General features: G+C 71.3%; 23 protein-coding genes. 11 read left to right on the top strand and 12 right to left on the bottom strand.

Annotated features, from left to right (window positions below; genetic code table 11):
* Positions 1–24 precede the first annotated feature (24 nt).
* The 3 genes from ACWDRB_RS50000 to ACWDRB_RS50010 are packed head-to-tail and all read left to right on the top strand — an operon-like array spanning position 25 to position 1,834.
* The gene (locus ACWDRB_RS50000; RefSeq protein WP_449906880.1) at positions 25–972 is read left to right on the top strand and encodes a DUF1152 domain-containing protein; all 948 of its coding nucleotides are present in this window, start codon (positions 25–27) and stop codon (positions 970–972) included.
* Positions 973–1,029: 57 nt separating this feature from the next.
* Positions 1,030–1,578 (top strand): helix-turn-helix domain-containing protein, encoded by a 549-nt coding sequence (locus tag ACWDRB_RS50005; RefSeq protein ID WP_449906883.1) that lies wholly within the window; start codon positions 1,030–1,032, stop codon positions 1,576–1,578.
* A gap of 16 nt (positions 1,579–1,594) precedes the next feature.
* Positions 1,595–1,834, top strand: coding sequence for a TrmO family methyltransferase domain-containing protein (locus ACWDRB_RS50010; RefSeq protein ID WP_449907118.1), 240 nt, complete (start codon positions 1,595–1,597; stop codon positions 1,832–1,834).
* Positions 1,835–1,854: 20 nt separating this feature from the next.
* Here ACWDRB_RS50010 and ACWDRB_RS50015 read toward each other — a convergent pair whose 3' ends face one another.
* The 5 genes from ACWDRB_RS50015 to ACWDRB_RS50035 all read right to left on the bottom strand — a co-directional run bounded on the left by ACWDRB_RS50015 (position 1,855) and on the right by ACWDRB_RS50035 (position 5,833).
* On the bottom strand, positions 1,855–2,460 hold the full coding sequence (locus ACWDRB_RS50015) for a response regulator transcription factor (protein WP_185075314.1): 606 nt from the start codon (positions 2,458–2,460) through the stop codon (positions 1,855–1,857).
* Positions 2,457–3,602: a sensor histidine kinase gene (locus tag ACWDRB_RS50020; RefSeq protein ID WP_449906887.1), complete on the bottom strand. Its 1,146-nt coding sequence runs from the start codon at positions 3,600–3,602 to the stop codon at positions 2,457–2,459. The genes ACWDRB_RS50015 and ACWDRB_RS50020 overlap by 4 nt, the downstream gene beginning before the upstream one ends.
* Positions 3,599–4,612, bottom strand: coding sequence for a hypothetical protein (locus tag ACWDRB_RS50025; RefSeq protein ID WP_449906890.1), 1,014 nt, complete (start codon positions 4,610–4,612; stop codon positions 3,599–3,601). Before ACWDRB_RS50025 ends, ACWDRB_RS50020 begins: the two co-directional genes overlap by 4 nt.
* Before the next feature lie 199 nt (positions 4,613–4,811).
* Positions 4,812–5,306, bottom strand: a complete 495-nt coding sequence (locus ACWDRB_RS50030) for an SRPBCC family protein (RefSeq protein ID WP_449906893.1) — start codon at positions 5,304–5,306, stop codon at positions 4,812–4,814.
* A 191-nt stretch (positions 5,307–5,497) separates the two neighbouring features.
* The gene (locus ACWDRB_RS50035) at positions 5,498–5,833 is read right to left on the bottom strand and encodes an ArsR/SmtB family transcription factor (RefSeq protein ID WP_449906896.1); all 336 of its coding nucleotides are present in this window, start codon (positions 5,831–5,833) and stop codon (positions 5,498–5,500) included.
* An 84-nt stretch (positions 5,834–5,917) separates the two neighbouring features.
* Between ACWDRB_RS50035 and ACWDRB_RS50040 the strand changes: the two genes are divergently transcribed.
* Positions 5,918–7,339, top strand: coding sequence for a DHA2 family efflux MFS transporter permease subunit (locus tag ACWDRB_RS50040; protein ID WP_449906899.1), 1,422 nt, complete (start codon positions 5,918–5,920; stop codon positions 7,337–7,339).
* A 28-nt stretch (positions 7,340–7,367) separates the two neighbouring features.
* Here ACWDRB_RS50040 and ACWDRB_RS50045 read toward each other — a convergent pair whose 3' ends face one another.
* Both ACWDRB_RS50045 and ACWDRB_RS50050 read right to left on the bottom strand, forming a co-directional pair.
* The gene (locus tag ACWDRB_RS50045) at positions 7,368–8,249 is read right to left on the bottom strand and encodes an NmrA/HSCARG family protein (RefSeq protein WP_449906902.1); all 882 of its coding nucleotides are present in this window, start codon (positions 8,247–8,249) and stop codon (positions 7,368–7,370) included.
* Positions 8,250–8,327: 78 nt separating this feature from the next.
* On the bottom strand, positions 8,328–9,113 hold the full coding sequence (locus tag ACWDRB_RS50050; RefSeq protein WP_449906905.1) for a helix-turn-helix domain-containing protein: 786 nt from the start codon (positions 9,111–9,113) through the stop codon (positions 8,328–8,330).
* Positions 9,114–9,200: 87 nt separating this feature from the next.
* On the opposite strand from ACWDRB_RS50050, the gene ACWDRB_RS50055 reads away from it, so the two are divergent.
* Positions 9,201–9,599, top strand: coding sequence for a nuclear transport factor 2 family protein (locus ACWDRB_RS50055; RefSeq protein WP_449906907.1), 399 nt, complete (start codon positions 9,201–9,203; stop codon positions 9,597–9,599).
* Between the two features lie 4 nt (positions 9,600–9,603).
* Here ACWDRB_RS50055 and ACWDRB_RS50060 read toward each other — a convergent pair whose 3' ends face one another.
* Positions 9,604–10,623: an aldo/keto reductase gene (locus ACWDRB_RS50060; RefSeq protein WP_449906909.1), complete on the bottom strand. Its 1,020-nt coding sequence runs from the start codon at positions 10,621–10,623 to the stop codon at positions 9,604–9,606.
* 185 nt (positions 10,624–10,808) lie between these two features.
* On the opposite strand from ACWDRB_RS50060, the gene ACWDRB_RS50065 reads away from it, so the two are divergent.
* A complete protein-coding gene (locus tag ACWDRB_RS50065; RefSeq protein ID WP_449906912.1) occupies positions 10,809–11,906 on the top strand; it encodes a MerR family transcriptional regulator in 1,098 nt (365 codons plus the stop codon).
* Positions 11,903–13,150: an MFS transporter gene (locus ACWDRB_RS50070; RefSeq protein WP_449906915.1), complete on the top strand. Its 1,248-nt coding sequence runs from the start codon at positions 11,903–11,905 to the stop codon at positions 13,148–13,150. The genes ACWDRB_RS50065 and ACWDRB_RS50070 overlap by 4 nt, the downstream gene beginning before the upstream one ends.
* Here the strand turns inward: ACWDRB_RS50070 and ACWDRB_RS50075 are convergent.
* Both ACWDRB_RS50075 and ACWDRB_RS50080 read right to left on the bottom strand, forming a co-directional pair.
* Positions 13,132–13,785, bottom strand: a complete 654-nt coding sequence (locus ACWDRB_RS50075) for an NAD(P)-dependent oxidoreductase (protein WP_449906918.1) — start codon at positions 13,783–13,785, stop codon at positions 13,132–13,134. The two genes, ACWDRB_RS50070 and ACWDRB_RS50075, sit on opposite strands and share 19 nt — an antisense overlap.
* Positions 13,786–13,841: 56 nt before the next feature.
* On the bottom strand, positions 13,842–14,525 hold the full coding sequence (locus ACWDRB_RS50080; RefSeq protein ID WP_449906921.1) for a carboxymuconolactone decarboxylase family protein: 684 nt from the start codon (positions 14,523–14,525) through the stop codon (positions 13,842–13,844).
* A gap of 74 nt (positions 14,526–14,599) precedes the next feature.
* On the opposite strand from ACWDRB_RS50080, the gene ACWDRB_RS50085 reads away from it, so the two are divergent.
* The 4 genes from ACWDRB_RS50085 to ACWDRB_RS50100 all read left to right on the top strand — a co-directional run bounded on the left by ACWDRB_RS50085 (position 14,600) and on the right by ACWDRB_RS50100 (position 18,452).
* Positions 14,600–15,217, top strand: coding sequence for a TetR/AcrR family transcriptional regulator (locus ACWDRB_RS50085; protein WP_449906924.1), 618 nt, complete (start codon positions 14,600–14,602; stop codon positions 15,215–15,217).
* A 182-nt stretch (positions 15,218–15,399) separates the two neighbouring features.
* On the top strand, positions 15,400–16,620 hold the full coding sequence (locus ACWDRB_RS50090) for a riboflavin synthase (protein WP_449906926.1): 1,221 nt from the start codon (positions 15,400–15,402) through the stop codon (positions 16,618–16,620).
* Positions 16,617–17,384 (top strand): class I SAM-dependent methyltransferase, encoded by a 768-nt coding sequence (locus ACWDRB_RS50095; protein WP_449906929.1) that lies wholly within the window; start codon positions 16,617–16,619, stop codon positions 17,382–17,384. The genes ACWDRB_RS50090 and ACWDRB_RS50095 overlap by 4 nt, the downstream gene beginning before the upstream one ends.
* A 288-nt stretch (positions 17,385–17,672) precedes the next feature.
* Positions 17,673–18,452, top strand: a complete 780-nt coding sequence (locus tag ACWDRB_RS50100; RefSeq protein WP_449906932.1) for a maleylpyruvate isomerase family mycothiol-dependent enzyme — start codon at positions 17,673–17,675, stop codon at positions 18,450–18,452.
* 31 nt (positions 18,453–18,483) lie between these two features.
* Here ACWDRB_RS50100 and ACWDRB_RS50105 read toward each other — a convergent pair whose 3' ends face one another.
* Both ACWDRB_RS50105 and cseB read right to left on the bottom strand, forming a co-directional pair.
* Positions 18,484–19,770 (bottom strand): sensor histidine kinase, encoded by a 1,287-nt coding sequence (locus tag ACWDRB_RS50105; protein ID WP_449907121.1) that lies wholly within the window; start codon positions 19,768–19,770, stop codon positions 18,484–18,486.
* Complete coding sequence (cseB, locus tag ACWDRB_RS50110; protein WP_449906935.1) at positions 19,770–20,435, bottom strand: two-component system response regulator CseB; 666 nt, start codon at positions 20,433–20,435, stop codon at positions 19,770–19,772. The genes ACWDRB_RS50105 and cseB overlap by 1 nt, the downstream gene beginning before the upstream one ends.
* Between the last annotated feature and the right edge of the window lie 2 nt (positions 20,436–20,437).

Consider the following 20,437-nt stretch of genomic DNA (forward strand, 5'->3'; position numbering starts at 1 on the left):
TGTCCACAGTGCAAGATGTGATGCATGTTCGGATCGCCGCTGTCCGCCCGGCTTGAGCGTTGCAGCCGGATCCTCGTCGCCGGCGCAGGCGGAGGTTCCGACGTGTACGCCGGGTTACCCCTCGCCCTGACCCTCCGGGAGGCCGGCAAGGAGGTGCACCTGGCGAACCTGTCGTTCAGCCACCTCGACGCCCTCGATCTCGACGTCTGGCTGTTCGAGGACGTCGCGGAGATACGCCCGGACACCGAGGCCCGCGACTGGTACTTCCCCGAGGGCTGCCTGGCCCGCTGGCTGGCCACGCACGGCCAGCCGTCGACCGTGTACGCCTTCCCCAAGGTCGGCGTCCGCCCGCTGCAGGCCGCGTACGCCAAGCTCGCCGCGCACCTCGACCTGGACGCGGTCGTCCTGGTGGACGGCGGCACCGACATCCTCATGCGCGGCGACGAGGCCGGTCTCGGCACGCCGGCCGACGACATGACGAGCCTGGCCGCCGCCCACGCCCTCGACGTCCCAGAGAAGATCGTGGCCTGCCTGGGCTTCGGGGTGGACGCCTATCACGGCGTCAACCACGCACAGGTCCTGGAGAACCTGGCAGCCCTGGAGCGCGACGGCGCCTACCTGGGCGCGTTCTCCGTCTCCAGGTCCACGAAGGCGGGCGCGCTCTACCTCGACGCCGTCGCCCACGCCCAGGCCGAGCTGCCGGCGTACCCGAGCATCGTGAACGGCTCGATCGCGGCGGCCGTACGCGGAGAGTTCGGGGATGTGCGCTTCACCGACAGGACCAAGGGCAGCGAGCTGTTCGTCAATCCACTGATGGCCATCTACTTCGCCGTGGGCCTCGACGCGCTGGCCCGGCGCTCGCTCTACCTGGACCGGCTCCGGGACACCGTGCTCATGCGCCAGGTGCACTCCGTCATCGAGGCGTTCCGCGACGAGGTGACGCCCCGCCCGCCGAAGGCGTTCCCGCACTAGAGGCAGCCACCGTTCTCGTGTTTGTGTAATGGTGGCACGGCATGAGACCGTTGCGAGGTGGACACCCTGGAACTGCTGGCGCATCCGGTACGGCTGCGGATCGTGCACGCGATGCGCGGAGGGCGCGAACTCACCACCGCTCAACTGTGCGCCCGCATCCCCGACAGCTCGAAGGCCATGATCTACCGGCACGTCGACCTGCTCGCGGCCAACGGAATCCTGGAGGTGGCCGACGAGCGGCGCGTGCGCGGCGCGGTGGAACGCCGCTACCGGCTACGCCTTGACCGGGTCGTCGTGGACGCCGACGCGGCGGCGGCGCTGTCGGCCGACGACCACCGGCGCGTGTTCGCCACGTCGATGGCCGTGCTGGTGGCCGAGTTCAACGCCTACCTCGATCGCGACAACGCCGAGCCGGCCGCGGACCTGGTCGGCTACCGGCAGCACGCCGTCTGGCTCAACCGCGACGAACTGGAGAAGATGATCATCGAGCTGCGGCGCGTGATCCTGCCCCTGCTGGCCAACGAGCCGACGCCGGATCGCGCGCAATACCTGCTCAGCCCGGTTTTCTTCCCCATCGAACAAGCGTCCGCGGCCGAGACCGAGTGAGGATCCAGGACCTTTAATCGAATACACGCTCGACCGCGCCGACCGCGAGACGCTCACCGTGTACCCGCGCGGCGACACCACCCGGCCGCTCTCCGGCGTCTTCGCCACCCGCGCGCCCGACCGTCCCAACCCGATCGACCTGCACGTCGTCCACATCCTCGCCATCGACGGCACGCGCGTCCACGTCCGCAACCTCGAAGCCCTCGACGCGACCCCGATCCTGGACGTCAAACCCCTCCTCACCCCCGACCGCTGACAGCCCGAGCACTGACATGTCTAGAGCCAGCCGGCGTCGCGAGATATGCGGATGGCGTCGATGCGGTTGCGCCCGCCCACCTTGCTGATCGCGTTCGACAGGTAGTTGCGCACCGTGGCCTGCGAGAGCGAGAGCTGGGTGGCGATCTGGGCGACGCGGTTGCCGCTCGCCGCGGCGCGCAGCACCTCGGTCTCGCGGGCCGTCAGCGGGCTGCTGCCGGTCTCGAGAGCGGCGGCGACGAGCTCGGGGTCGATCACCCGCTCCCCCGCCGCGATGCGCCTGATCCCGTCCGTGAGGGTCTGCGCCGGGGCGTCCTTCACGATGAAGCCCTTGACGTGCACCTTCAGCGCGCGCAGCAGGTTGCCCGGCTGGCTGAGCCCGGTGAGCACGAGAGTGCGGCAGTCGGGAAGCCGCGCGGACAGTTGCTCGGCCGCCGACAGCCCGTCCAGGCCCGGCATGTCGATGTCCAGCACCGCGACGTCGGGGCGTACCCGCAGCGCGGCGTCCAGCACCTCGTCCCCGCGCTCGATCTCGGCGACCACCTCCATGTCGTCCTCCAGCGACAGCAACGCGACCAGCGCGGACCTGATCATGTGCATGTCCTCGGCGATCAGCACGCGGATCACGCGACCTCCTCGGGAACCTCGACCGACAGCCGGAACCGGCCATCACGGACACCGGCCTCGGACGAGCCGGACACGGCTTCGGCCCGCTCGGCCACCCCGGCGAGCCCGGAGCCGCTCCCAAGGCCGGCGGCGCCGCGGACGCCGTCGTTGACGATCTCCAGCCGTATTCTCCCGTGCTGCCGGGAAAGCGTGATGGTGCAGGAGCCGGCCTCGCTGTGGCGCAGCAGGTTCGTGGTGCCCTCTCTGACGGCCCAGGCCAGGGCGCTCTGCGCGGACCCGGGCAGCGACCGCAGGTCGGCCACGTCGAGCCGGGTCTCCACGCCTGCGGCGCCGAGCAGGGCCGCGGCCCCGTCGATCTCCGTACGCAGTGACACGGCGTGCTGGTCCCGTGTGATCGCCCGTACGTCGTGCAGCGCGTCGCGGGCCACGCCGGTCAGGCTCTCGATCTCGGCGCGGGCGGCGACGGCGTCCCTGGTGAGCAGCCGCAGCGCCAGGTCACCCTTGAGAGCGATCGCCGACAGGCTCTGGCCGAGCAGGTCGTGCAGGTCGCGCGAGACCCGGATCCGCTCCTCGCCGACGGCGGTCGCGGCCAGCTCGGTACGGGCGGCGTCCAGCTCGTTCAGCAGCCGGACCAGCCGGGCGCCACCGACCAGAGCCGCGGCGTACAGGCCGGTGGCGACCACCGCGTACAGGCCGAGGAGGACGGCCTGCGGGATCGTGCCCTGGCTCTGCAGCATCGTCAGCACCTCCCTCGTGGCGTTGGCCGTCAGCTGCAGCGTGGCGGCCGCCGCCAGCACCCACCCGCCGCGCAGCAAGGTCATCATCGAGGCGAGCGCGAAGATTCCGAGGGCTTCCCAGTTGGAGCCGAGCCACCAGATCGGCAGGTCCGCGAGCAGCACCAGCGCCGCGAGGCTCCAGGGCCAGCCCGCGGGACGCTCGCCCCGGGCCGCCGCGAGGCTGTGCCGCAGCTGGATCGCGCCGGCCGCGGCGGCCCCCAGGATCGCGGCGACCGGGTTGCCGGGCGGGCCGTCCATGCCGAGGATCGTGTAGACCGGCACCTGCAGGGCCAGCGGCACGTGCAGGGCGATCAGCGGCCAGTGCGGATGCCGCAGCACCCAGCGGGGCGGGATGGACGCGGTCATGCCGGTATCTCGATCGTCTCGGTGGCCTCGCCGGTGCGCAGCTCCAGCCGTAGGCGGCCGTCCGTGGAGGCCACCGTGATCGTGCAGGAGGGTACGGCGTCGGCGCGCAGCAGCCGGGTGACCGTCGCGCGCAGCGCGGCCCGGGACTGCGGGGCGATGGCGTCGGGAACGCCGCCGCGTGGAAGTTCGAGGCGGGTCTCGATGCCGGCCGCGGCCAGCAGGGTCGCGGCGGTCTCCAGTTCGGCGCGCAACGACGGCTGACGGTAGCCGCGTACGCGCTGCCTGGCGTCGGCGAGCGTACGTCTGGAGTCGTCGGCGAGCGCGGCCAGCTCGTCCGACAGGCCCTCGGGCGCGGCTCCCCCGAGCCTGCGCCCGGCTTGTTCGCCGCGCGCCGCGATCGACTCCAGCGCGCGGCCGAGGCTCCGGCGCAGATCGTCGTCGAGGCGGCGGCGTTCCTGTGCCACCGCCTGCTGGGCGAGCAGTTCCCTGGCCGCCCGCAGCCGCGTCAGCGCGGCGGGGAGCCAGACCAGCAGCAGCAGCGCCGCGCTCCCGCCCAGCACCGAGAACAGCAGCCACGGCGCCGTCGTCCACGGCAGCCCCAGCGCGTAGGCGATCGGCGCCGCCGCGGCCGCCACCGTCACGTACACGATGTACGACCACGGCGCCGGCAGCACCAGCAGCGCCGACACCACCAGGGCCGCGTACGACCGCGGCCACATGTTCCCGGCCAAGGGAGTGGCGCCGAGGATGACGGCGGCCATCACGGCGAAGGTCCAGACGCCGGCCGGTGGCCGCCGCGCGCGCGCCGCGTACCAGACGTGGCGCAGGTGCAGCGGCAGGTACGTCACCACCGCCGCGAGGCTCCACAGCCCCGTGCGGGTGTCGTTGCCCATGTAGCCGAACGCCAGCATCACCTGCACCACCGGCAGCAGAGCACTGCAGGCGACCGCGCCGATCGGCGCCAGCCGGACGACGCGGTCGGATCGCCACAGCTCCGCCAATCCTCCCACCGCCCGTCCTCGCGTCCTGGCTGACCAGAGTAGAGTCCGCGGCCGGGTGCCGGATCCGGCGCGGGTGGGCGTCCTGGACGGGCCGGCATGCCGGCGACCTGGATCCGCTCCGATCGCGCGGCGGCGCAGGCGGGGGGCCAGAGCAACGGTGTCGTGACCGTTCAAGGGAGAGACGATGCGCACCACGAGCGTGAGGGGATCAGACTTCCCCGGCGTCGATGACCCGGCCGAGGTTGTCCAGCTCGTTGCCGCGGCCGGCCGTCAGGCGCTGGGTCCACTCCTCGTCGTGCATCGCGTTCATGGTCATGACCACGTGGACGCCGTCGCCGGTGGACTGGATCTCGACCACGGTGAGGAAGTCGTACGGCTCCACCCCCGGGATGAAGTCGGCCAGCGAGGTGTAGGAGAGCCGCGTGGGCTCGTCCACCTCGACGAAGGTCTTGCGCGACTCGGTGCTCAGCGGCAGCCCGGCGCCCTCCATGAACGCGATCTGCTCGGGCGCGGTCGCGGTCATCGTGTAGATCAGCTCGCCGCCGGGCCGCAGGTCCAGTTTCCCGACGTTGACCGTGAAGCCGTCGGGCGACCACCAGGACTCGATGCCGGCACTGGTGGTCCACAGGCGCCACACGTGCTCGGGCATGGTCGCGTAGGTGCGCTCGATCCGGACGGTCTTGGCCACGGGCGAGACGGTCATGATTGCTCCCTTTGAGGTGCGGTTACGCGAACGATCCTCCTCGTGAGGGCCCGTAGCAGACAGATGTAAATGTCACGAGACAGGTGATGAGATTCGGGCCGGCCGGGCGGTGCGCCCGGCCGGCTCCGACCGCTCGTGGTCGCCGTGCCGATCACCAGCGGAGTTCCGTCACTTACGGCCTACTCCCTTATTCACTGCAGGCCGCTGTCCGACGGCTCGGCCGCGCTGAGGCGCAGGATCGGGTCGAGCAGGCCCGGGAAGCGGTCGCTCAGATCGTCGGCGCGCGGCCGGATCCGCCGGTGCCGGCCGTCGACGGTCATGGTGATCAGCCCGGCCTCGCGCAGGATACGCCAGTGGTTGGACAGCGTCGACAGCGGCACGTCCAGGCCGTCGGCGAGAGCGGAGCAGGTCGACTCGGGGTTGTCCCAGGCCCGCCGTACCAGCTCCAGGCGCACCGGATCGCCGAGCGCGTGGAGGACTGGCGCGAGCGTCAACGACTCGCGCGCCGGCTGGGGTAGCGGTCGCATGCCCTCCACCATACAACGCTTCGACACTTCGGAATTATCGAACTATGGTGTGCCAGAGCATCCGCCCCATGAGAGGGAGCAACTTTGACCGCACACGGAAGCACGAACCGGACAGCGTTACTCGCAGTGGCCTGCCTGGGCCAGTTCATGGTGCTGCTCGACAGCACGATCGTCGGCGCGGCGCTGCCCGACATGCAGCAGCGGCTGCACACCCAGCTGACCGGCCTGCAATGGATCGTCGACGCCTACGTGTTGCTGGTCGCCATGCTGTTGCTGTCCGGCGGGGTCTTCGCCGACCGCTTCGGCCGCAAGCGGGTGTTCCTGGCCGGCGTCGTGGTGTTCACCGTCGCGTCCGTGGTGTGCTCCGTCGCACCCTCGATCGGCTGGCTCATCGCCGGCCGGGTGGTGCAGGGCATCGGGGCCGCGGCGCTGAGCCCCGCCTCGCTGGCCCTGCTCGCCGCCGCGTATCCCGTTCCGCAGGAACGGGTCAAGGCGATCGGACTGTGGGCCGGATTCAGCGGGATCGGCCTGGCCGCCGGACCATTGGCCGGCGGCATCCTGGTGGACGCCTTCGGCTGGCCCGCCATCTTCCTCGTCAACGTGCCCATCGGCGCGATCCTGCTGCTGGTCGGTATGCGCGTCCTGAGCGAGTCCCGCAATCCGAACGCGCCGGCGATCGACCTCCCGGGGACGGTCCTGTCCGTGCTGGGCGTGGGGGCGCTGACCTTTGGGCTGATCGAGGGCGGCTCCCGTGGCTGGACCTCGCCGGTGATCCTGGGCACCTTCGCCGCCGCGGTGGCGATCCTCGCCGTCTTCGTCGTCGTCGAAGGACGTGGTGCGACGCCGATGCTGCCGCTGCGGCTGTTCCGGCAGCGGCTGTTCACGGTGTCCAACACGGCGATGGTCGTGGTGGGTTTCGCGCTCATGGGTTCGTCCTTCTTCTTCTCCCAGTTCTTCGTGTATGTCCAGGGCAGTTCGATTCTGCTGGCCGGCCTGCAGACCCTGCCCGCCTCGCTCGCCATGGTGATCGTCAGCCCGTTCGCGGGCCGGTTCGCGGCCAGATACGGCTTCCGGATCGTGGTCACCATCGGCCTGGCGCTGGCCGGGCTGGGGCTGCTGGCGCTGGGCTTCGTGCACGCGGACACCGGCTACGGGAACGTGTGGTGGCGGCTGGCCATCGTCGGTGTCGGTTTCGCCCTGACCATGTCCCCGCTGACCGGCGCCGCCATCCAGGCGGTCAGCCCGCAGGAGGGAGGCCTCGCGTCGGGCATCAGCAGCACCACCCGGCAGATCGGCGCGGTGCTCGGCGTGGCGGCGCTCGGAGCCGTCGTCCGCACCCGGGAGGCCGGCGGCGCGTCCTTCGAGGCCGGCCTCGACAGTGCCTTCGTCGCGGCCGGCGTCGTCACCCTGGCCGGCGCCGTGTTCACCGGCCTGTGGCTGGTGAGGTCCAGGCCCGCGGAGGTGTCCGCGCCGCAGGCACCCACCGTCACGACACCGTCCGGATGAGCCGTCAACCGGTCCCGCTCGGTCCCGGTCAGGGGAGCTGACCTGCGAGGACTCTGTCCCAGTCGACCGTCTTGGCCCATTCGGCGTAGCCGTGCCAGCGCACGGCGGGGTACTTGGCGTGCAGGGTCTCGATGTCGAGGAAGTCGGTGTTGTTCTCGAAGCTCTCGAACATCGTGGCCACCTCCTCGCCGGCCCACTGCCGCACCATGTCCAGCGGCAGTTGCTGGTACGGAATCTCCCGGCCCAGCACCTCGCTCAGGATCCGGGCCGCCTCCTGCCCGGTGACGCGGTCGGAGGCGATGTCGATCCGCTCGCCGACGAGCTCACCGGGGTTCTCGATCGCGTGTACGGCCATGCCGGCGATGTCCAGGACGCTCACCTGGTCGAGCGGCTTGCCGGGAGTCAGCGGGTTGGCGAGCATGCCGTCGCCGAGCCGGCTGAAGCCGAGGTTGAGCGCGTTCTCCATGAAGTACACCGGGCCGAGCACCGTCGCGCGCACCGGCTGCTCGCGTAAATACGCCTCGATGAGCTGCTTGCTGTCGGCGTGGTCGACGTTGGTGACCTCCAGCCGGTCGCCGCCCCGTACGGAGGAGTACACCAGGTGGGCGTCGAGGCGGGCGACGGTGTCGACGAGCAGGCGTCCCTGCGCCACCTCCTCGTCCTTGCCGCCCTCGCCGAACGGCACCGAGAGGCCGAAAACCGCGTCGGCGCCCGTACAGGCCCGCTGGAGCGCGTCGGGATCGGCGAGGTCACCGGCGGCGAGCCGCGCTCCCTGAGCAGAAAGCGCCTTCGCGGCCGGGGACTCCTCCGAGCGCACGTACGCCACCACCTCGTGACCGCGCTGCAGAAGCAGGTCGGCGACCGCGCCGCCCTGCCTGCCGGTGGCGCCGATGACGACGATTTTGGTCATGACAAACGTCTCCATGGTTGGGATGAAAGCGATCCAGAACATGCGGGCGCATCGCCAGCGATCAGCAATTCTGGGATCTCAACCGCGGTTGAGGTCAAGCGCGACGAGGTTCTTGAAGTAGGCGGCGCTCTCCGCGTCCTCCGGGTAGTACGACTCGATCGCGACCTCGTCCAGCGTGATGTCCATCGGGGTGCCGAACGTCGTGGTGGTCGAGAACAGCCGCAGTTCTCGCCCGCCGAAGTTGAAGATCATCGGGATCACAACCTCGGACTCGACGGGGTGACCCGCGTCCTCGGAGCCGGGCGCCAGCAGCTCCTCGTAGAGCGCGGTGAGCTCGGGGTCGGGAGCGGTGGCGAGCTGACGCGCGATCCGGGTACGGAGCACCACGCGCATCTCGGCCAGATTGACGATCCGAGGGGCGAGCCCGCGCGGGTCCAGTCCCAGGCGCAGCATGTTGATCGGCGGCCGCAGCAGGTCGGGGGCGACGTCCGCGAGGAACGGGCCGAGAGCGCGATTGGTCATCACGATGTTCCACCGGCGGTCGATGACCAGCGCCGGGTACGGCTCGTGTGCGCGGAGCACCCTCTCGACCGCGTCCCAGGCCGCCGACAGAGCGTCCCCGGCGAGCGGCCGCTCGGCGTAGCGGGGTGCGAAGCCGGCGGCCAGCAACAGCCGGTTGCGCTCACGCAACGGCACCTCGAGCTGATCCGCGAGCCGGAGGATCATGTCGGCGCTCGGGTTGGACTTGCCGGTCTCCACCAGGCTGACGTGACGAGCCGAGACGTCGGCGGCGATCGCGAGATCGAGCTGGCTGATTCGCCGGCGATGCCGCCACTGCCGCAACAGCTCCCCGACCGTGTGCATGCCCGTCGATGCTACTCCTCGTGGCGACGGGCGCCATGAAATGCGAGTTCATCGACAACCGTGGGCAACGGTCGAAACACTGCCGCCATGACTACGCAGAACCTGACCACAGACAACAAGAGCATCGTCCAGCAGGCGCTGACGGCACTGGTCGCGACGGGCGACGTCGATGCGCTCGCGCCGTTGCTGAGCGAGGACTTCGTCCATCACCGGCCGGGTCCGACCTCGTCGACCAAGGCGGAATGGCTCGCCGCCGTACGCGCCGCGCTCGGCCCCCTCGCCGGCATGCAGGTCGAGATCCATCACGTGCTGGCCGAGGGTGATCACGTCGTGATGTACTCGCGACGCCGGCTCCCCGGTGCCGGGCCAGAGATCGCGGTCGTCGACATCTGGCGGTTGGACGACGGGCTGATCGCCGAGGCGTGGGAGATCATCGAGCCGGTGGCCCAGGTGGCCGCCAATCTGGTGTGGTGGGAGTCCGCCTGAGCGATCAGCGGCGGCGTAGCGACGGGTCGAGCAGGGAAGGCGGGGTGTCGTACTTCTCCTCCGGGGCCAGGTCGACGCCGGGCGCGACGATCGTGTCGATGGCGTCGAGCACGTCGGCGGAGAGCACCGTGTCGGCGGCGGCGAGGTGCGAGCGCAGGTGGTCCAGCGTCCGGGGGCCGATGATCGCGCTGGTCACGGCCAGGTGCGCGGTCACGAAACCGAGCGCGAGCTGGATCAACGTCAGCCCGGCCGCGTCGGCGACCTTCGCCAGTCGCTCGACCGCGTCGAGCCTGGTGCGGTTGGACGGGATGGAGGCGTCGAAGCGCCGCGGCATGAACGCCGAGCGGTTGGTGGCGATCTCCCGGCCCTGCCGGATCGCGCCCGACAGCCAGCCCGAGGCCAGCGGGCTCCACACCAGCACGCCGAGCCCGTACTGCTCGGTCACGGGCAGGACGTGGCTCTCGATCCCGCGCTGCAGGATCGAGTAGCTGGGCTGCTCGGTGACGTAACGGCTCAGGTGGTGTTCGCGGGCGGCCCATTGGGCCTGGACGACGCGGTGAGCGGGGAAGGTCGAGGAGCCGAAGTAGCGGATCTTCCCCGCGCGCTGCAGGTCGGTCAGGGCCGACAGCGTCTCCTCGTCGCTGGTCGTCGGGTCCCACCGGTGGATCTGGTAGAGATCGACGTGGTCGACGCCGAGGCGGCGCAGGCTGTTGTCCAGCTCGGTGACCAGCCAGCGGCGCGAGCCGCCCTGATGGTTGCGCTCCTCGCCCATCGGCAGGCTCGCCTTCGTGGCCAGCACGATGTCGTCGCGGCGGCCGGCGATGGCCTTGCCGACCATCTCTTCCGACTCGCCGTCGCTGTACATGTCGGCGGTGTCGATGAGGTTGATCCCGGCTTCGAGGGCGGCGTCGACGATGGCGGTGGCGTCGTCCTGGGTGGTGCGCCCGATCCTGCCGAAGTTCATCGCGCCGAGCACGAGGGAGCTGACCTGCACACCGGTACGGCCCAAGGTGCGGTACTGCATACCTGTGTTTCCTCCTGGATTAAACGGAACCGCGTTCCGATAAAGATAGGGAATGTGGTTCCGTTTTGGCAACTTGCCTGTGCCGTGCATGCGGAACCGGCTTCCGGAAAGCACGGTGTTGACCTTCCCCTAGGGTGAAGCCGCAGCATCGTCGGTACCGGCCACGGTGGCCGGGACGAGGAGGAATGGTGCGGCTGCTGACGATCGGGGCGTTCGCTCGGGCCGCGCGGTTGTCGCCGAAGGCCCTGCGGCTCTACGACCAGCTCGGGTTGCTGCGACCGGCCGCGGTGGACGGCGAGTCCGGATACCGGTTCTACGATCCGGGACAGCTGGAGCGGGCCCGGTTGATCGCCTGGCTGCGGCGGCTGGGCATGCCGCTGGCACGCATCCGGCGGGTGTGCGACCTGCCGGCGGGCGCGGCGGCCGAGGAGATCGCCGGCTACTGGGAGCAGGTGCTGGCCGAGACCGCCGCCCGTGGAGAGCTGGCCACGTTCCTCGTCGACTATCTGTCGGGGAGGGGAAGCACCGTGGAAGAGACGGCGACGATGCTGGGGATCCGTTACGCGGCCCGGTCGGAGTCGGGCCTGGTGCGTACGAGCAACCAGGACACCGCCTACGCCGGCCCCCGGTTGCTGGCGGTGGCCGACGGGGCCGGCGGCTCGGGCGGGGACCTGGCGAGCGCGGCGGCCGTCGACGCGCTCAAACCGCTGGAGACGCTGGCCGTAGCGGCCGAGGACCTGCTCGGCGCGCTCGCCGAGGCGGTCGGAGAAGCCGACCGGGCCATCGGGGAGATCGCCGCCTCGACGCCGTCGGGTGAGGCGGTGACCACGTTGACCGCGCTGCTGTGGTCGGGGTCGCGGCTGGCGCTGGTGCACATCGGTGACACCCGGGCGTACCTGGTGCGGGACGGTGAGCTGTTCCAGATCACCCATGACCACACCTATGTGCAGGGGCTGGTCGACGAGGGCCGGCTGACTGTGGAGGAGGCGGCCTCGCATCCGCAGCGCGCGCTGCTCGCACGAGCGCTGACCGGTACGGGCGGGGCCCGGCCGGAACTGTCGCTGCACGCCGCCGCGGCCGGCGACCGGTACCTGCTCTGCTCCGACGGGCTGTCCACCGTCGTCCCGGCCCGATCGCTGCGCGCGGCGCTGACCGGGCCCGGCGCCCCCCAGCAGGTGCTCGACGAGCTGGTGGCGCTGGCGTACGCCGCCGGCGCCCCCGACAACATCGCCTGCGTCGTGGCCGACGTGGTGAGCCTGGACGCCGATGGGGCCGGACGATGATCACCTCAACGGCCCGGTCGCTCGGCGCCTACACCGTCGACCGCCGCCCGCTGGCCATCGCTGCCTACCGGCGCTTGTGGGTGTCATCGGCGGTTTGCGCCGTTGGCGGCTCGTTCAGCGTGGTCGCCGTGCCGGCGCAGCTGTTCACGGTGACCGGCTCCTCGGCGGCCGTGGGCGTGGCGGGGGCGGTGTCGTTCGTCGCGCTGGTGGTGGCGGCGTTAGGGGTGGGCGCGCTCGCCGATGTCATGGACCGGCGAAAGGTGCTGCTGGCGGCCCACTGCGGCCTGGCGCTCACGTACGTGGCCTTCTGGACGCAGGCCGTGCTGGGCGGACGTTTCGTCCCCGTCCTGATGGTGCTGGTCGCCTGCCAGGGACTGTCCTTTGCCGCGATCATGACCACGATGGGCGCCGTGGTGCCCCGCCTGGTCCCGGTCGAGCTCCTGCCGGCGGCCAACAGCCTCAGCTCCCTGACCCGCTACGCCGGGTCGATCCTCGGACCGGTACTGGCCGGCGCCTTGATACCGATGGTCGGGCTCGGTGCGCTGTACCTGTTCGACGCCGTCGCGCTGCTGGCCGTCGTGTGGGCGGTCGTCAAGCTCCCGCCGCTGCCGCCCCGACCCCACCCGGCCGCGCAGCGCCGGTCGGCGGCCGGGTTCCGGTATCTGGCGGCCAGCCGGCTGCTGGTGGCGGTGCTCCTGGTGGACCTCGCGGCGATGGTCTTCGGCATGCCGACGGCCCTGTTCCCGGAGCTCGCCCAGCAGACCTACGGCGGGCCCGCGGGAGGCGGCCTGGAGCTGGGGCTGCTGTACGCCGCCTATCCGGCCGGGGTGGTCACGGCCGGGCTGATGTCGGGCACGTTCACCCGGGCCCGACGCCACGGCGCGCTCATGGCGGCGGCCGCCGCGGCGTGGGGCGTCACCGTGGCGCTCCTCGGGCTGGCCGCCCAGCTGTGGCTCGCCCTGGTGGCGCTCGTCCTCGGCGGTGCGGTCAACTTCGTGCTGAGCACCTTCCGCAACGCCATCACACAGGCGCACACCCACGACTCCATGCGCGGCCGAATCCAGGGCTCGCTCACCGTCGTCCTCTTCGGCGGCCCGCACCTCGCGAACCTGCTGCACGGGGCCGCCACCTCGATCCTCGATCACCGGCTGGTGATCTGCGTCGGCGGGCTGCTCACCACGGTGACCGTGGCCGCGGTCGCACGGGCACTGCCGGAGCTGCGCAACTACACCGCCGGCCCCTGAGAGGCGACCGAGACGACGTGGCGGACGGACGACGGGTCGTCGATGAGGTCGAGCATGCAGTGGGCCACGTCGGCGCGGGTGGTGCTGAGCCCTCCTCTGATGTTGAGGTCCCGGGCGGTCCGGTAGTGGCCGGGCCGCTCGGTGTCGAGCAGCCGGGAGGGTCGCACGATGGTCCAGTCCAGGTCGGAGGCGCGCAGCAGCTCCTCGGCCTGGGCCAGGTCGGCGTAGGAGTGGCGGAGCAGGCGTTGCACGATGAGCGGCTTGAGCACGTACCGGGTGAAAACGCCGTCGCCCGCGTCGGCGACCAGGCCGCTGGCGCTGACCAGCAGCATGCGGCGGGCCTGCGCCTGGGTCATGGCCTGGATGATCGAGGTGGTGCTGGCGCTGTGGACGGTGGTGGGGCCGCGATCGCGCGTGCCCATCGCGGACAGCACGGCCCCGCAGCCCTTGACCGCCGGGACGATGGCGTCGGGGTTCATCACGTCGGCCTCGACGACGTCCAGCCGCCCGCGCAGCTCGGCGGGCAGCCGGGACGCGTCGCGTACGACGGCGGTGACCTCGTGGCCGAGACCGAGGGCCTGGCGCAGGAGCTGCAGGCCGATGCCGCCGGTCGCGCCGAAGACCGCGAGTCTCATCAGTGTCGCCCCTCTCGGTAGGTGAGTATTCACTCACCCTACCTCGCGGGGACAGATCAGGCGAAGACCGTGCCCGCCTCCGTGAACAGGGCATTCAGCGCCCGCATGCCGCGCCACGCCTTCGTCAGGCCGAACTGGGCGGAGAAGCGCACCACGGCACGCGCCTCCTCCGGCGTGGCACCCGCTTTCAGGGCCCGCGTCACATGGACGCGGAAGCTCTCCTCCAGCGTCTGGAAGAGCACGTCGACGGTCATGGTCGCGAACGCGCGCTCGCGAACGGTCAGCCGCCGCATCCCCGCGCGCATGCGCGACTGCAGGTCCATGTAGTCGGCGAAGGCGGGGTCGAGATTGCGTACGGCCTGCCGGGTCGGCGCGGGGATCGGGCTGGTCAGCCCGTCGGCGTCGATCGGGTGCCCGTCGCCCGTGGGGCCGGGCAGGCCCTGCTCGCGTTCGATGTCGACCAGGCGGGCCAGCGCCGACAGGGCCGCCGGGTAGCCGCTGTCGTAGGCGATGAAGCGCAGGAGTTCGCGCAGGTCGTCGGCGGACAGCCCGTTTTCGTACGCCATCGCCACGTGCGCCGCGAAAGGCAGCCCGAGGGTCTGCTGGCAGACGTCGCCGACCAGGGACAGCAGGATCTTCTCCCGCATGGACAGTTCGGTGATCTCCTCCCAGATCATGCGGTCGGTGGCCTCGCTCATCTCCGCGAACACCGGGTCGAGCGTCTTGGCGTGGACTTTCATCGATACTCCTCGATAACTGAACGGCTGTAGCGCTACGACTGTAGTGCAACGCCCGTCTCGTTACAATGGCTCCCATGAACGCGACCAACCCCCGCTCACGGGGCCGCAATCCCCGAGGTCAGGGCGAGCGGCTGCGCGAGGACATCGTCACGGCCGCCGTACGGCTGCTCGACGAGCTCGCCGACGACCAGGCCCTGTCGATGCGCGCGGTCGCGCGTGAGGTCGGCATCGCCGCCACCTCCGTCTACATCCACTTCGCCGACCGCGACACCCTCGTCCTGGCCGCTCTGGAGCAGTGCCACCGCGACCTCGTACGCGCCCTCGACCAGGCCGAGGCCGCTGCCGACCCGGTGGCGCGGCTACGCGCCCGGCTGCTCTACCTGGGCGACTGGGTACGCCGGCACCCGGGCCTGTACAAGGTCCTCCACGAGAGCACGCTCAACCAGCGGGCCAGCATGGAGTTCAAGCAGGAGCTGGGCGAGCGCACCACGGACGCGGTGCGGCGCTGCATGGACGCCGGGCTCGCCGCCCCCGGCGACCCCGCGGAGGTCTCGCTCGACCTCCGGGCGGCGGTGCACGGGGCCGTGTCGATGCGGGTCAACCAGCCCGACCTGCCCTGGCCGCCGCTGGAGGCGCAGATCGACCGGTTCCTGATCAAGCTGGCCGGGATCTCTCTGGGCCAGACGCTTTGATCTCCCGGGCCGCCGGGTGATAGAAGGTTGATTGGTGCGATTCCAAGGTGCGGCGGTGACAGCCCGCCGGTTCTGCCGGTTCCGGCGGGACGACTCGGTGCGACTCCAGGCCACGCGGTGACACCCCGCCACCTCTCGGGCCTGTCCGGCCCCTGGTTCCCGCTGTCGAGAGGTGGTGTCGCATGTTCACCGGAAATATCCAGGAAATCGGCACGGTGGTGGCCGTCGACGAGGCGCGCATCGCGGTCAGTGCCCCCGGGGCCGCCGCCGGCGCGCCGGGTTCGATCTGCCTGAACGGCGTGGGCCTGACCGTCCTCCGGACCGCGCACGAGACGCAACCGCTGGAGGCCGGGCTGTCGGCGGAGACGCGGCGCAGATCGACCCTCGACCAGATCAGGCCGGGCACACGGGTCAACGTGGAGACCCCGTTGACGCTGGGCGACCCGCTCGCCGGTCACCTGGTCCAGGGCAACGTGGACGCCGTGGGCAAGATCGTGCGGATCGATGACGAGGGGGTCGCACGGCGCTTGTGGATCAAGCCGCCCGAGCGCTTCCTCTCGCTGGTCGTCGCGAAGGGTCAGATCGCGGTCGACGGCGTCAGCCTGACCGTCGCCGAGGTGGCCCGCGACCGGTTCTCGGTGGCGCTGATCCCGCTGACGCTGCGGGCCACCACGCTGTCGGAGCTGTCCGTCGGCGATCGGGTGAACCTGGAGCCCGACCTGGTCGTCCGCCTGGCCCGCCGCCGCCTGCCCGACCTGGCGAAGTCGGTGACCGAGGTGGTCGCGGCGCTTCCCTGGGCCGGACGGCTCTCGGGCGCGCGCGGTGTGGAGCAGGCGCTCACGCAACTCGCCGCCGGAGGAGCCGTGGTGATCTGGGACCCCGAGCGGGAGAGCGAAGGCGACGTGGTGTTCGCGGGGGCCCGGCTGCGCCCGGAGGCGTTCACGTTCCTGCTCACCCAGGTGTGCGGCCATCCGACCGTGCCCTGCGCGCCCGAGGTCCTCGACCGGCTGGAGATCGGCCCCGTCCCCGGCCCCGGCGACCGGCACGGCACCCGCCCGCACATCCCCGTGGACCTGACCTCCGGAACCGGCACCGGGGTGTCGGCCGCCGAACGCGCCGCGACCGTGCGCCGCCTGGCCCATCCGGACGCCAGGCCGGCCGACTTCCTGCGGCCTGGACACGTCTTCCCGCTGGCCGCCCGCCCCGGAGGGCTGGCCGAACGCGCCGGACACACCGAGGCCACCGTGGCCATGTGCGTGGCGGCCGGGCTGCCGCCCGTCGGGGTGTGCTGCGAGGTCATGAACCCCGACGGCACCATGGCCGGCGCCGCCGACCTGGAGATCGCCGCCCTGCGCTGGGGCCTGCCCCTGCTGGACGTGGCCGACCTCGGGAAGCACCTGTGACCGCCAATCCGTACGAGTCGATCGGACTCGGCTACTCCCACCACCGCCGCCCCGACCCCCGGATCGCCGGCCTGATCGACCAGGCCCTGGGGCCCGCCCGGACGGTGGTCAACGTGGGCGCCGGGACCGGCTCCTACGAACCGCGCGGCCGGCAGGTCACCGCCGTGGAGCCGTCCACGGTGATGATCGAGCAGCGTCCTCCCGGCTCCGCGACGGTCGTCCAGGGCTATGCCGAGTCCCTGCCCTTCCCCGACCGGTCGTTCGACGCCGCGATGGCGATCCTCACCGTCCACCACTGGACCGACGCGGCCGCGGGCCTCGCCGAGCTACGCCGGGTGTCCGCCCGGCAGGTCGTCCTCACCTGGGATCCCGCCGTCACGGCACGATTCTGGCTGGTCGCGGAGTATCTCCCGGAGATCGCCGAAGCCGACGCCCGGCTTGCCGCCCTCGAGGTAGTCGAGACCCACCTCCGGCGTGACGGAACGCCGGTGACCGTCGTCCCGGTCCCGGTGCCGGCCGACTGCACCGACGGGTTCCTGGGCGCGTACTGGCAACGCCCGCACTGCTACCTCGACCCGCAGGTCCGCGCCGCCATCTCCGCGCTGGCGACCCTCGACCAGGAGCGGGTCGAGCGCGCGATGCGGCGCCTCGCCGCCGACCTCGCGACCGGGCGCTGGCACGAACGCCACCGGGCTCTCCTCGACGCCGGCACCCTCGACCTCGGCTACCGCCTGGTGACAACGTCCAGCACGGCCACCGCCTGATGGTGGTCGGCGATCAGGCAGGTACGCAGAGGGCCGTCCCAAGCGGTCGAGACGCCGCGATCGAGGGCCGGCTCGCGTGTCCGGATCCCAGGAGGCCCTGGTCAGGTCCGCTTGCGGTACACCGCCGCTGCCTTGATTGCCGCCGAAGTCCGGAGAATGTCCGGTTACTGACCTGGTCAGGCGCGTTTCCGCAAGCCACAATCAGGGCGGTGTTTCGTCCTTGCTCGCGACCAAGACGACCTGGCCCCCGAGCTTCGGGAAGATCACAAAGCACTTGGAGGTGCAGCGATGGACACACCCGCGTATGTGAAGGCCGTTGTCGAGCAGACGGGCACGTTTGCCGATTGGGTGCACGGCAGGGATGCGGCGGCCCCGGTGCCGACATGTCCGAAGTGGACGCTGGCCGATCTTGTCGACCATGTCGGCGGGACACAGCGTATGGTGGCCATGCTCGTGGGTGCGCAGATGACCGAGCCGAGCAGGGCGTTCGCCGGCTACGTTCCGGGTCCGGCCGATTCGGGCCAGTGGCGCGCCTGGCTGAACGACGGCGCGGCCGAGGCGAGACAGGCGTTCGCATCGGCCGCCGATGACACGCCGGTGTGGGATCCGTCGGGCGGCGCCGCAGGCGTGCCGTTCTGGTCACGTCGGCTGTTCGGCGAGGCTTGCGTGCATCGTGCGGACGCGGCTGCGGCGCTCGGCATGCCGTACGAGTTGGCGCCGGAGCTCGCCGTTGCGGCCATCGAGGACTGGCTGGACACGATGGCGTCCCGCGGCTATTGGGAGAACAGGGCGGGCTTCGCCGATGCGATGCGCGGGGACGGTCAGACTCTGCTTTTCCACGCAACCGACGCGCCTGGGGAGTGGGTGGCACGCCGGGAACCGGACAAGGTCGTGCTGGAGCGCACGCACACCAAGGCAGACGTCGTGGTACGCGGCCCAGCCGCCGAGCTCCTGCTCGTGATCAGCAGGCGTAGCCCGCTGGATGCAGCTCCCACGCTGGAATTGCAGGGAGATCGGGCGCTGCTCGACCACTGGATCGAACACATGGACTGGGTCACCAACGGCTGACCAACCCCGAGCCGGGGCCTGCTCCTCGAAGTCACGGTAAATGTCCACTGGGATGATCTGTCGAGCGCAAGCCCCCTGGGAGGCGGAGGGTGGCGACGGCGCCGCCGCCGGGGGTGTTGGCCAGGGTCAGGTCGGCGCCGATGACCTGGGCCTGGCCCAGCGCGATCGTCAGCCCGAGGCCGTGGCCACGGCCGCGTTCGGCGGAGCCCGTGCGGAAGCGGCTCGGGCCGTCGGCGAGGAGCTCAGGAGGGAAGCCCGGACCCCGGTCGCGGACCTCGATCACGTGGTCCCGGACCGTGATCTCCACCGGGGGCGCACCGTGGCGGTGGGCGTTGAGGACGAGGTTGGCGAGGATGCGGTCCAGGCGGCGCGGGTCGGTCTCGGCCACCGGATTCCCCGAAGCCGTCACGCGGGTCTCGACCCCCACCCGGGCCGCGGACTCCTCGGCCACCTCGGCCAGCGGCACCCGTACGCGCTCGGCGACCTCGGCGCCCGTGTCCAGCCTGGAGACCTCCAGCAGGTCCTCCACCAGCGAGCGCAGCACCCGGACCCGGTCGCGTACCAGATCGGTGGCCTCGCTCTCCTCCAGCAGCTCGACCGCGGCGACCAGGCCCATCAGCGGGGTTCGCAGGTCGTGGGCGACATCGGCGGTGAAGCGCTGCTCGGCCAGCAGCCGGTGCTGCAGGCTCGCCGCCATGGAGTCCACGGCGGCGGAGATGCCGGCGATCTCGTCGCGCCCGCCCCACCGGGAGGGGCCCCGGCGGTCCGTGGCGACGCGGGCGTCCAGGTCGCCGTCCGCGATCCTGCGGGCGGTGGCGGCGACCCGGCGCAGGCGCCGGTTGGCCAGCTCGGCAATGCCCATCGAGACCGGCAGCACCACGGCGAGCGCGGTCAGGGCGGCCCGGACCATGGCTCGGTCGAGGGCACTCAGCCCGCGCATGTCCGAGGTCATGTCGATCTTCGGGGCGGCCACGAGCCCATCGCCCACCGGCCGTGCCGCCCACATCCACCGCTCTTCGGTCCGCAGGTCGTCGTACCAGGTGGCGGGCGACTCGACGGCCAGCCGCGCGCGCAGGGGCGGGGGCAGCTCGTCCACACTCATGATCGACTCGGTGTACGGGACCAGTCCCTCCTCGGGAGGAGCGTCCCTGCGGTGCTTGTCGGCGACCTCCGCGGCCGACACCAGCGCCCGCTCCTCGCCCAGCCGCATCGTGCGCTCGAGCGTCGTGCGGTGGACCAGGATCCCGACCACGGTCACGATCGCGCAGCAGGCCAGCGTGATCAGTGCCGCCAGCTTCCAGCGCAGCGAGCCCAGCATCACGACCTGCGCAGCTTGTAGCCGAACCCGCGCACCGTCTCGATCCGGTCCGTGCCGATCTTCCTGCGCAGCCGCTGCACGCAGAGGTCGACCACGCGGCTGTCGCCGTCCCAGCCGTAGTCCCACACGTTACGCAGCAGCGTGGCGCGCTCCAGCACGATCCCCGGATTGGCGGCGAACTCCAGCAGCAGGCGCAGCTCGGTCGGCGCCAGTTCGACCAGCCGCCCGGCGAGCCGTACCTCCAGCGCGGCCGGGTCCACCGTCAGCTCCCCGAACGTCAGCACGCCCGATGAAGGGGCAGGAGCAGTGGTACGGCGCAGCAGCGACCTGATCCGGGCCACCAGCACCGGGATGTCGACCGGTTTGACCACATAGTCGTCGGCACCGGCCTCCAGGCCCGACACCACGTCCAGCGAGTCGCCGCGCGCCGACATCATCAGGATCGGCACCTGGCTGGACTCCCTGACCCTGCGGCACAGGCCGATGCCGTCCAGGCCGGGCAGCATCACATCCAGCAGCAGGAGGTCGTGACCGCCCGCCCGGGCCGCCTCCAGGCCGCTCAGCCCGTCGGCGACGGTGGTCATCCGGTAGCCGTAGCGTTCCAGAGCCAGGCCGAGGGACTCACGGATCACCGCGTCATCTTCGACGAGCAGCAGGGATGTCATGA

The sequence above is a fragment of the Nonomuraea sp. NPDC003707 genome (assembly GCF_053587055.1).

Excerpts from the sequence above, each read along its gene's own strand:
- ACWDRB_RS50060 (WP_449906909.1), bottom strand. The coding sequence starts at position 10,623 with ATGCAGTACCGCACCTTGGGCCGTACCGGTGTGCAGGTCAGCTCCCTC.
- ACWDRB_RS50080 (WP_449906921.1), bottom strand. The coding sequence starts at position 14,525 with ATGAAAGTCCACGCCAAGACGCTCGACCCGGTGTTCGCGGAGATGAGC.
- ACWDRB_RS50090 (WP_449906926.1), top strand. The coding sequence starts at position 15,400 with ATGTTCACCGGAAATATCCAGGAAATCGGCACGGTGGTGGCCGTCGAC.
- ACWDRB_RS50100 (WP_449906932.1), top strand. The coding sequence starts at position 17,673 with ATGGACACACCCGCGTATGTGAAGGCCGTTGTCGAGCAGACGGGCACG.
- ACWDRB_RS50065 (WP_449906912.1), top strand. The coding sequence starts at position 10,809 with ATGGTGCGGCTGCTGACGATCGGGGCGTTCGCTCGGGCCGCGCGGTTG.
- ACWDRB_RS50050 (WP_449906905.1), bottom strand. The coding sequence starts at position 9,113 with ATGCACACGGTCGGGGAGCTGTTGCGGCAGTGGCGGCATCGCCGGCGA.
- ACWDRB_RS50105 (WP_449907121.1), bottom strand. The coding sequence starts at position 19,770 with ATGCTGGGCTCGCTGCGCTGGAAGCTGGCGGCACTGATCACGCTGGCC.
- cseB (WP_449906935.1), bottom strand. The coding sequence starts at position 20,435 with ATGACATCCCTGCTGCTCGTCGAAGATGACGCGGTGATCCGTGAGTCC.
- ACWDRB_RS50075 (WP_449906918.1), bottom strand. The coding sequence starts at position 13,785 with ATGAGACTCGCGGTCTTCGGCGCGACCGGCGGCATCGGCCTGCAGCTC.
- ACWDRB_RS50020 (WP_449906887.1), bottom strand. The coding sequence starts at position 3,602 with ATGACCGCGTCCATCCCGCCCCGCTGGGTGCTGCGGCATCCGCACTGG.
- ACWDRB_RS50030 (WP_449906893.1), bottom strand. The coding sequence starts at position 5,306 with ATGACCGTCTCGCCCGTGGCCAAGACCGTCCGGATCGAGCGCACCTAC.
- ACWDRB_RS50085 (WP_449906924.1), top strand. The coding sequence starts at position 14,600 with ATGAACGCGACCAACCCCCGCTCACGGGGCCGCAATCCCCGAGGTCAG.
- ACWDRB_RS50035 (WP_449906896.1), bottom strand. The coding sequence starts at position 5,833 with ATGCGACCGCTACCCCAGCCGGCGCGCGAGTCGTTGACGCTCGCGCCA.
- ACWDRB_RS50070 (WP_449906915.1), top strand. The coding sequence starts at position 11,903 with ATGATCACCTCAACGGCCCGGTCGCTCGGCGCCTACACCGTCGACCGC.
- ACWDRB_RS50000 (WP_449906880.1), top strand. The coding sequence starts at position 25 with ATGTTCGGATCGCCGCTGTCCGCCCGGCTTGAGCGTTGCAGCCGGATC.
- ACWDRB_RS50055 (WP_449906907.1), top strand. The coding sequence starts at position 9,201 with ATGACTACGCAGAACCTGACCACAGACAACAAGAGCATCGTCCAGCAG.
- ACWDRB_RS50045 (WP_449906902.1), bottom strand. The coding sequence starts at position 8,249 with ATGACCAAAATCGTCGTCATCGGCGCCACCGGCAGGCAGGGCGGCGCG.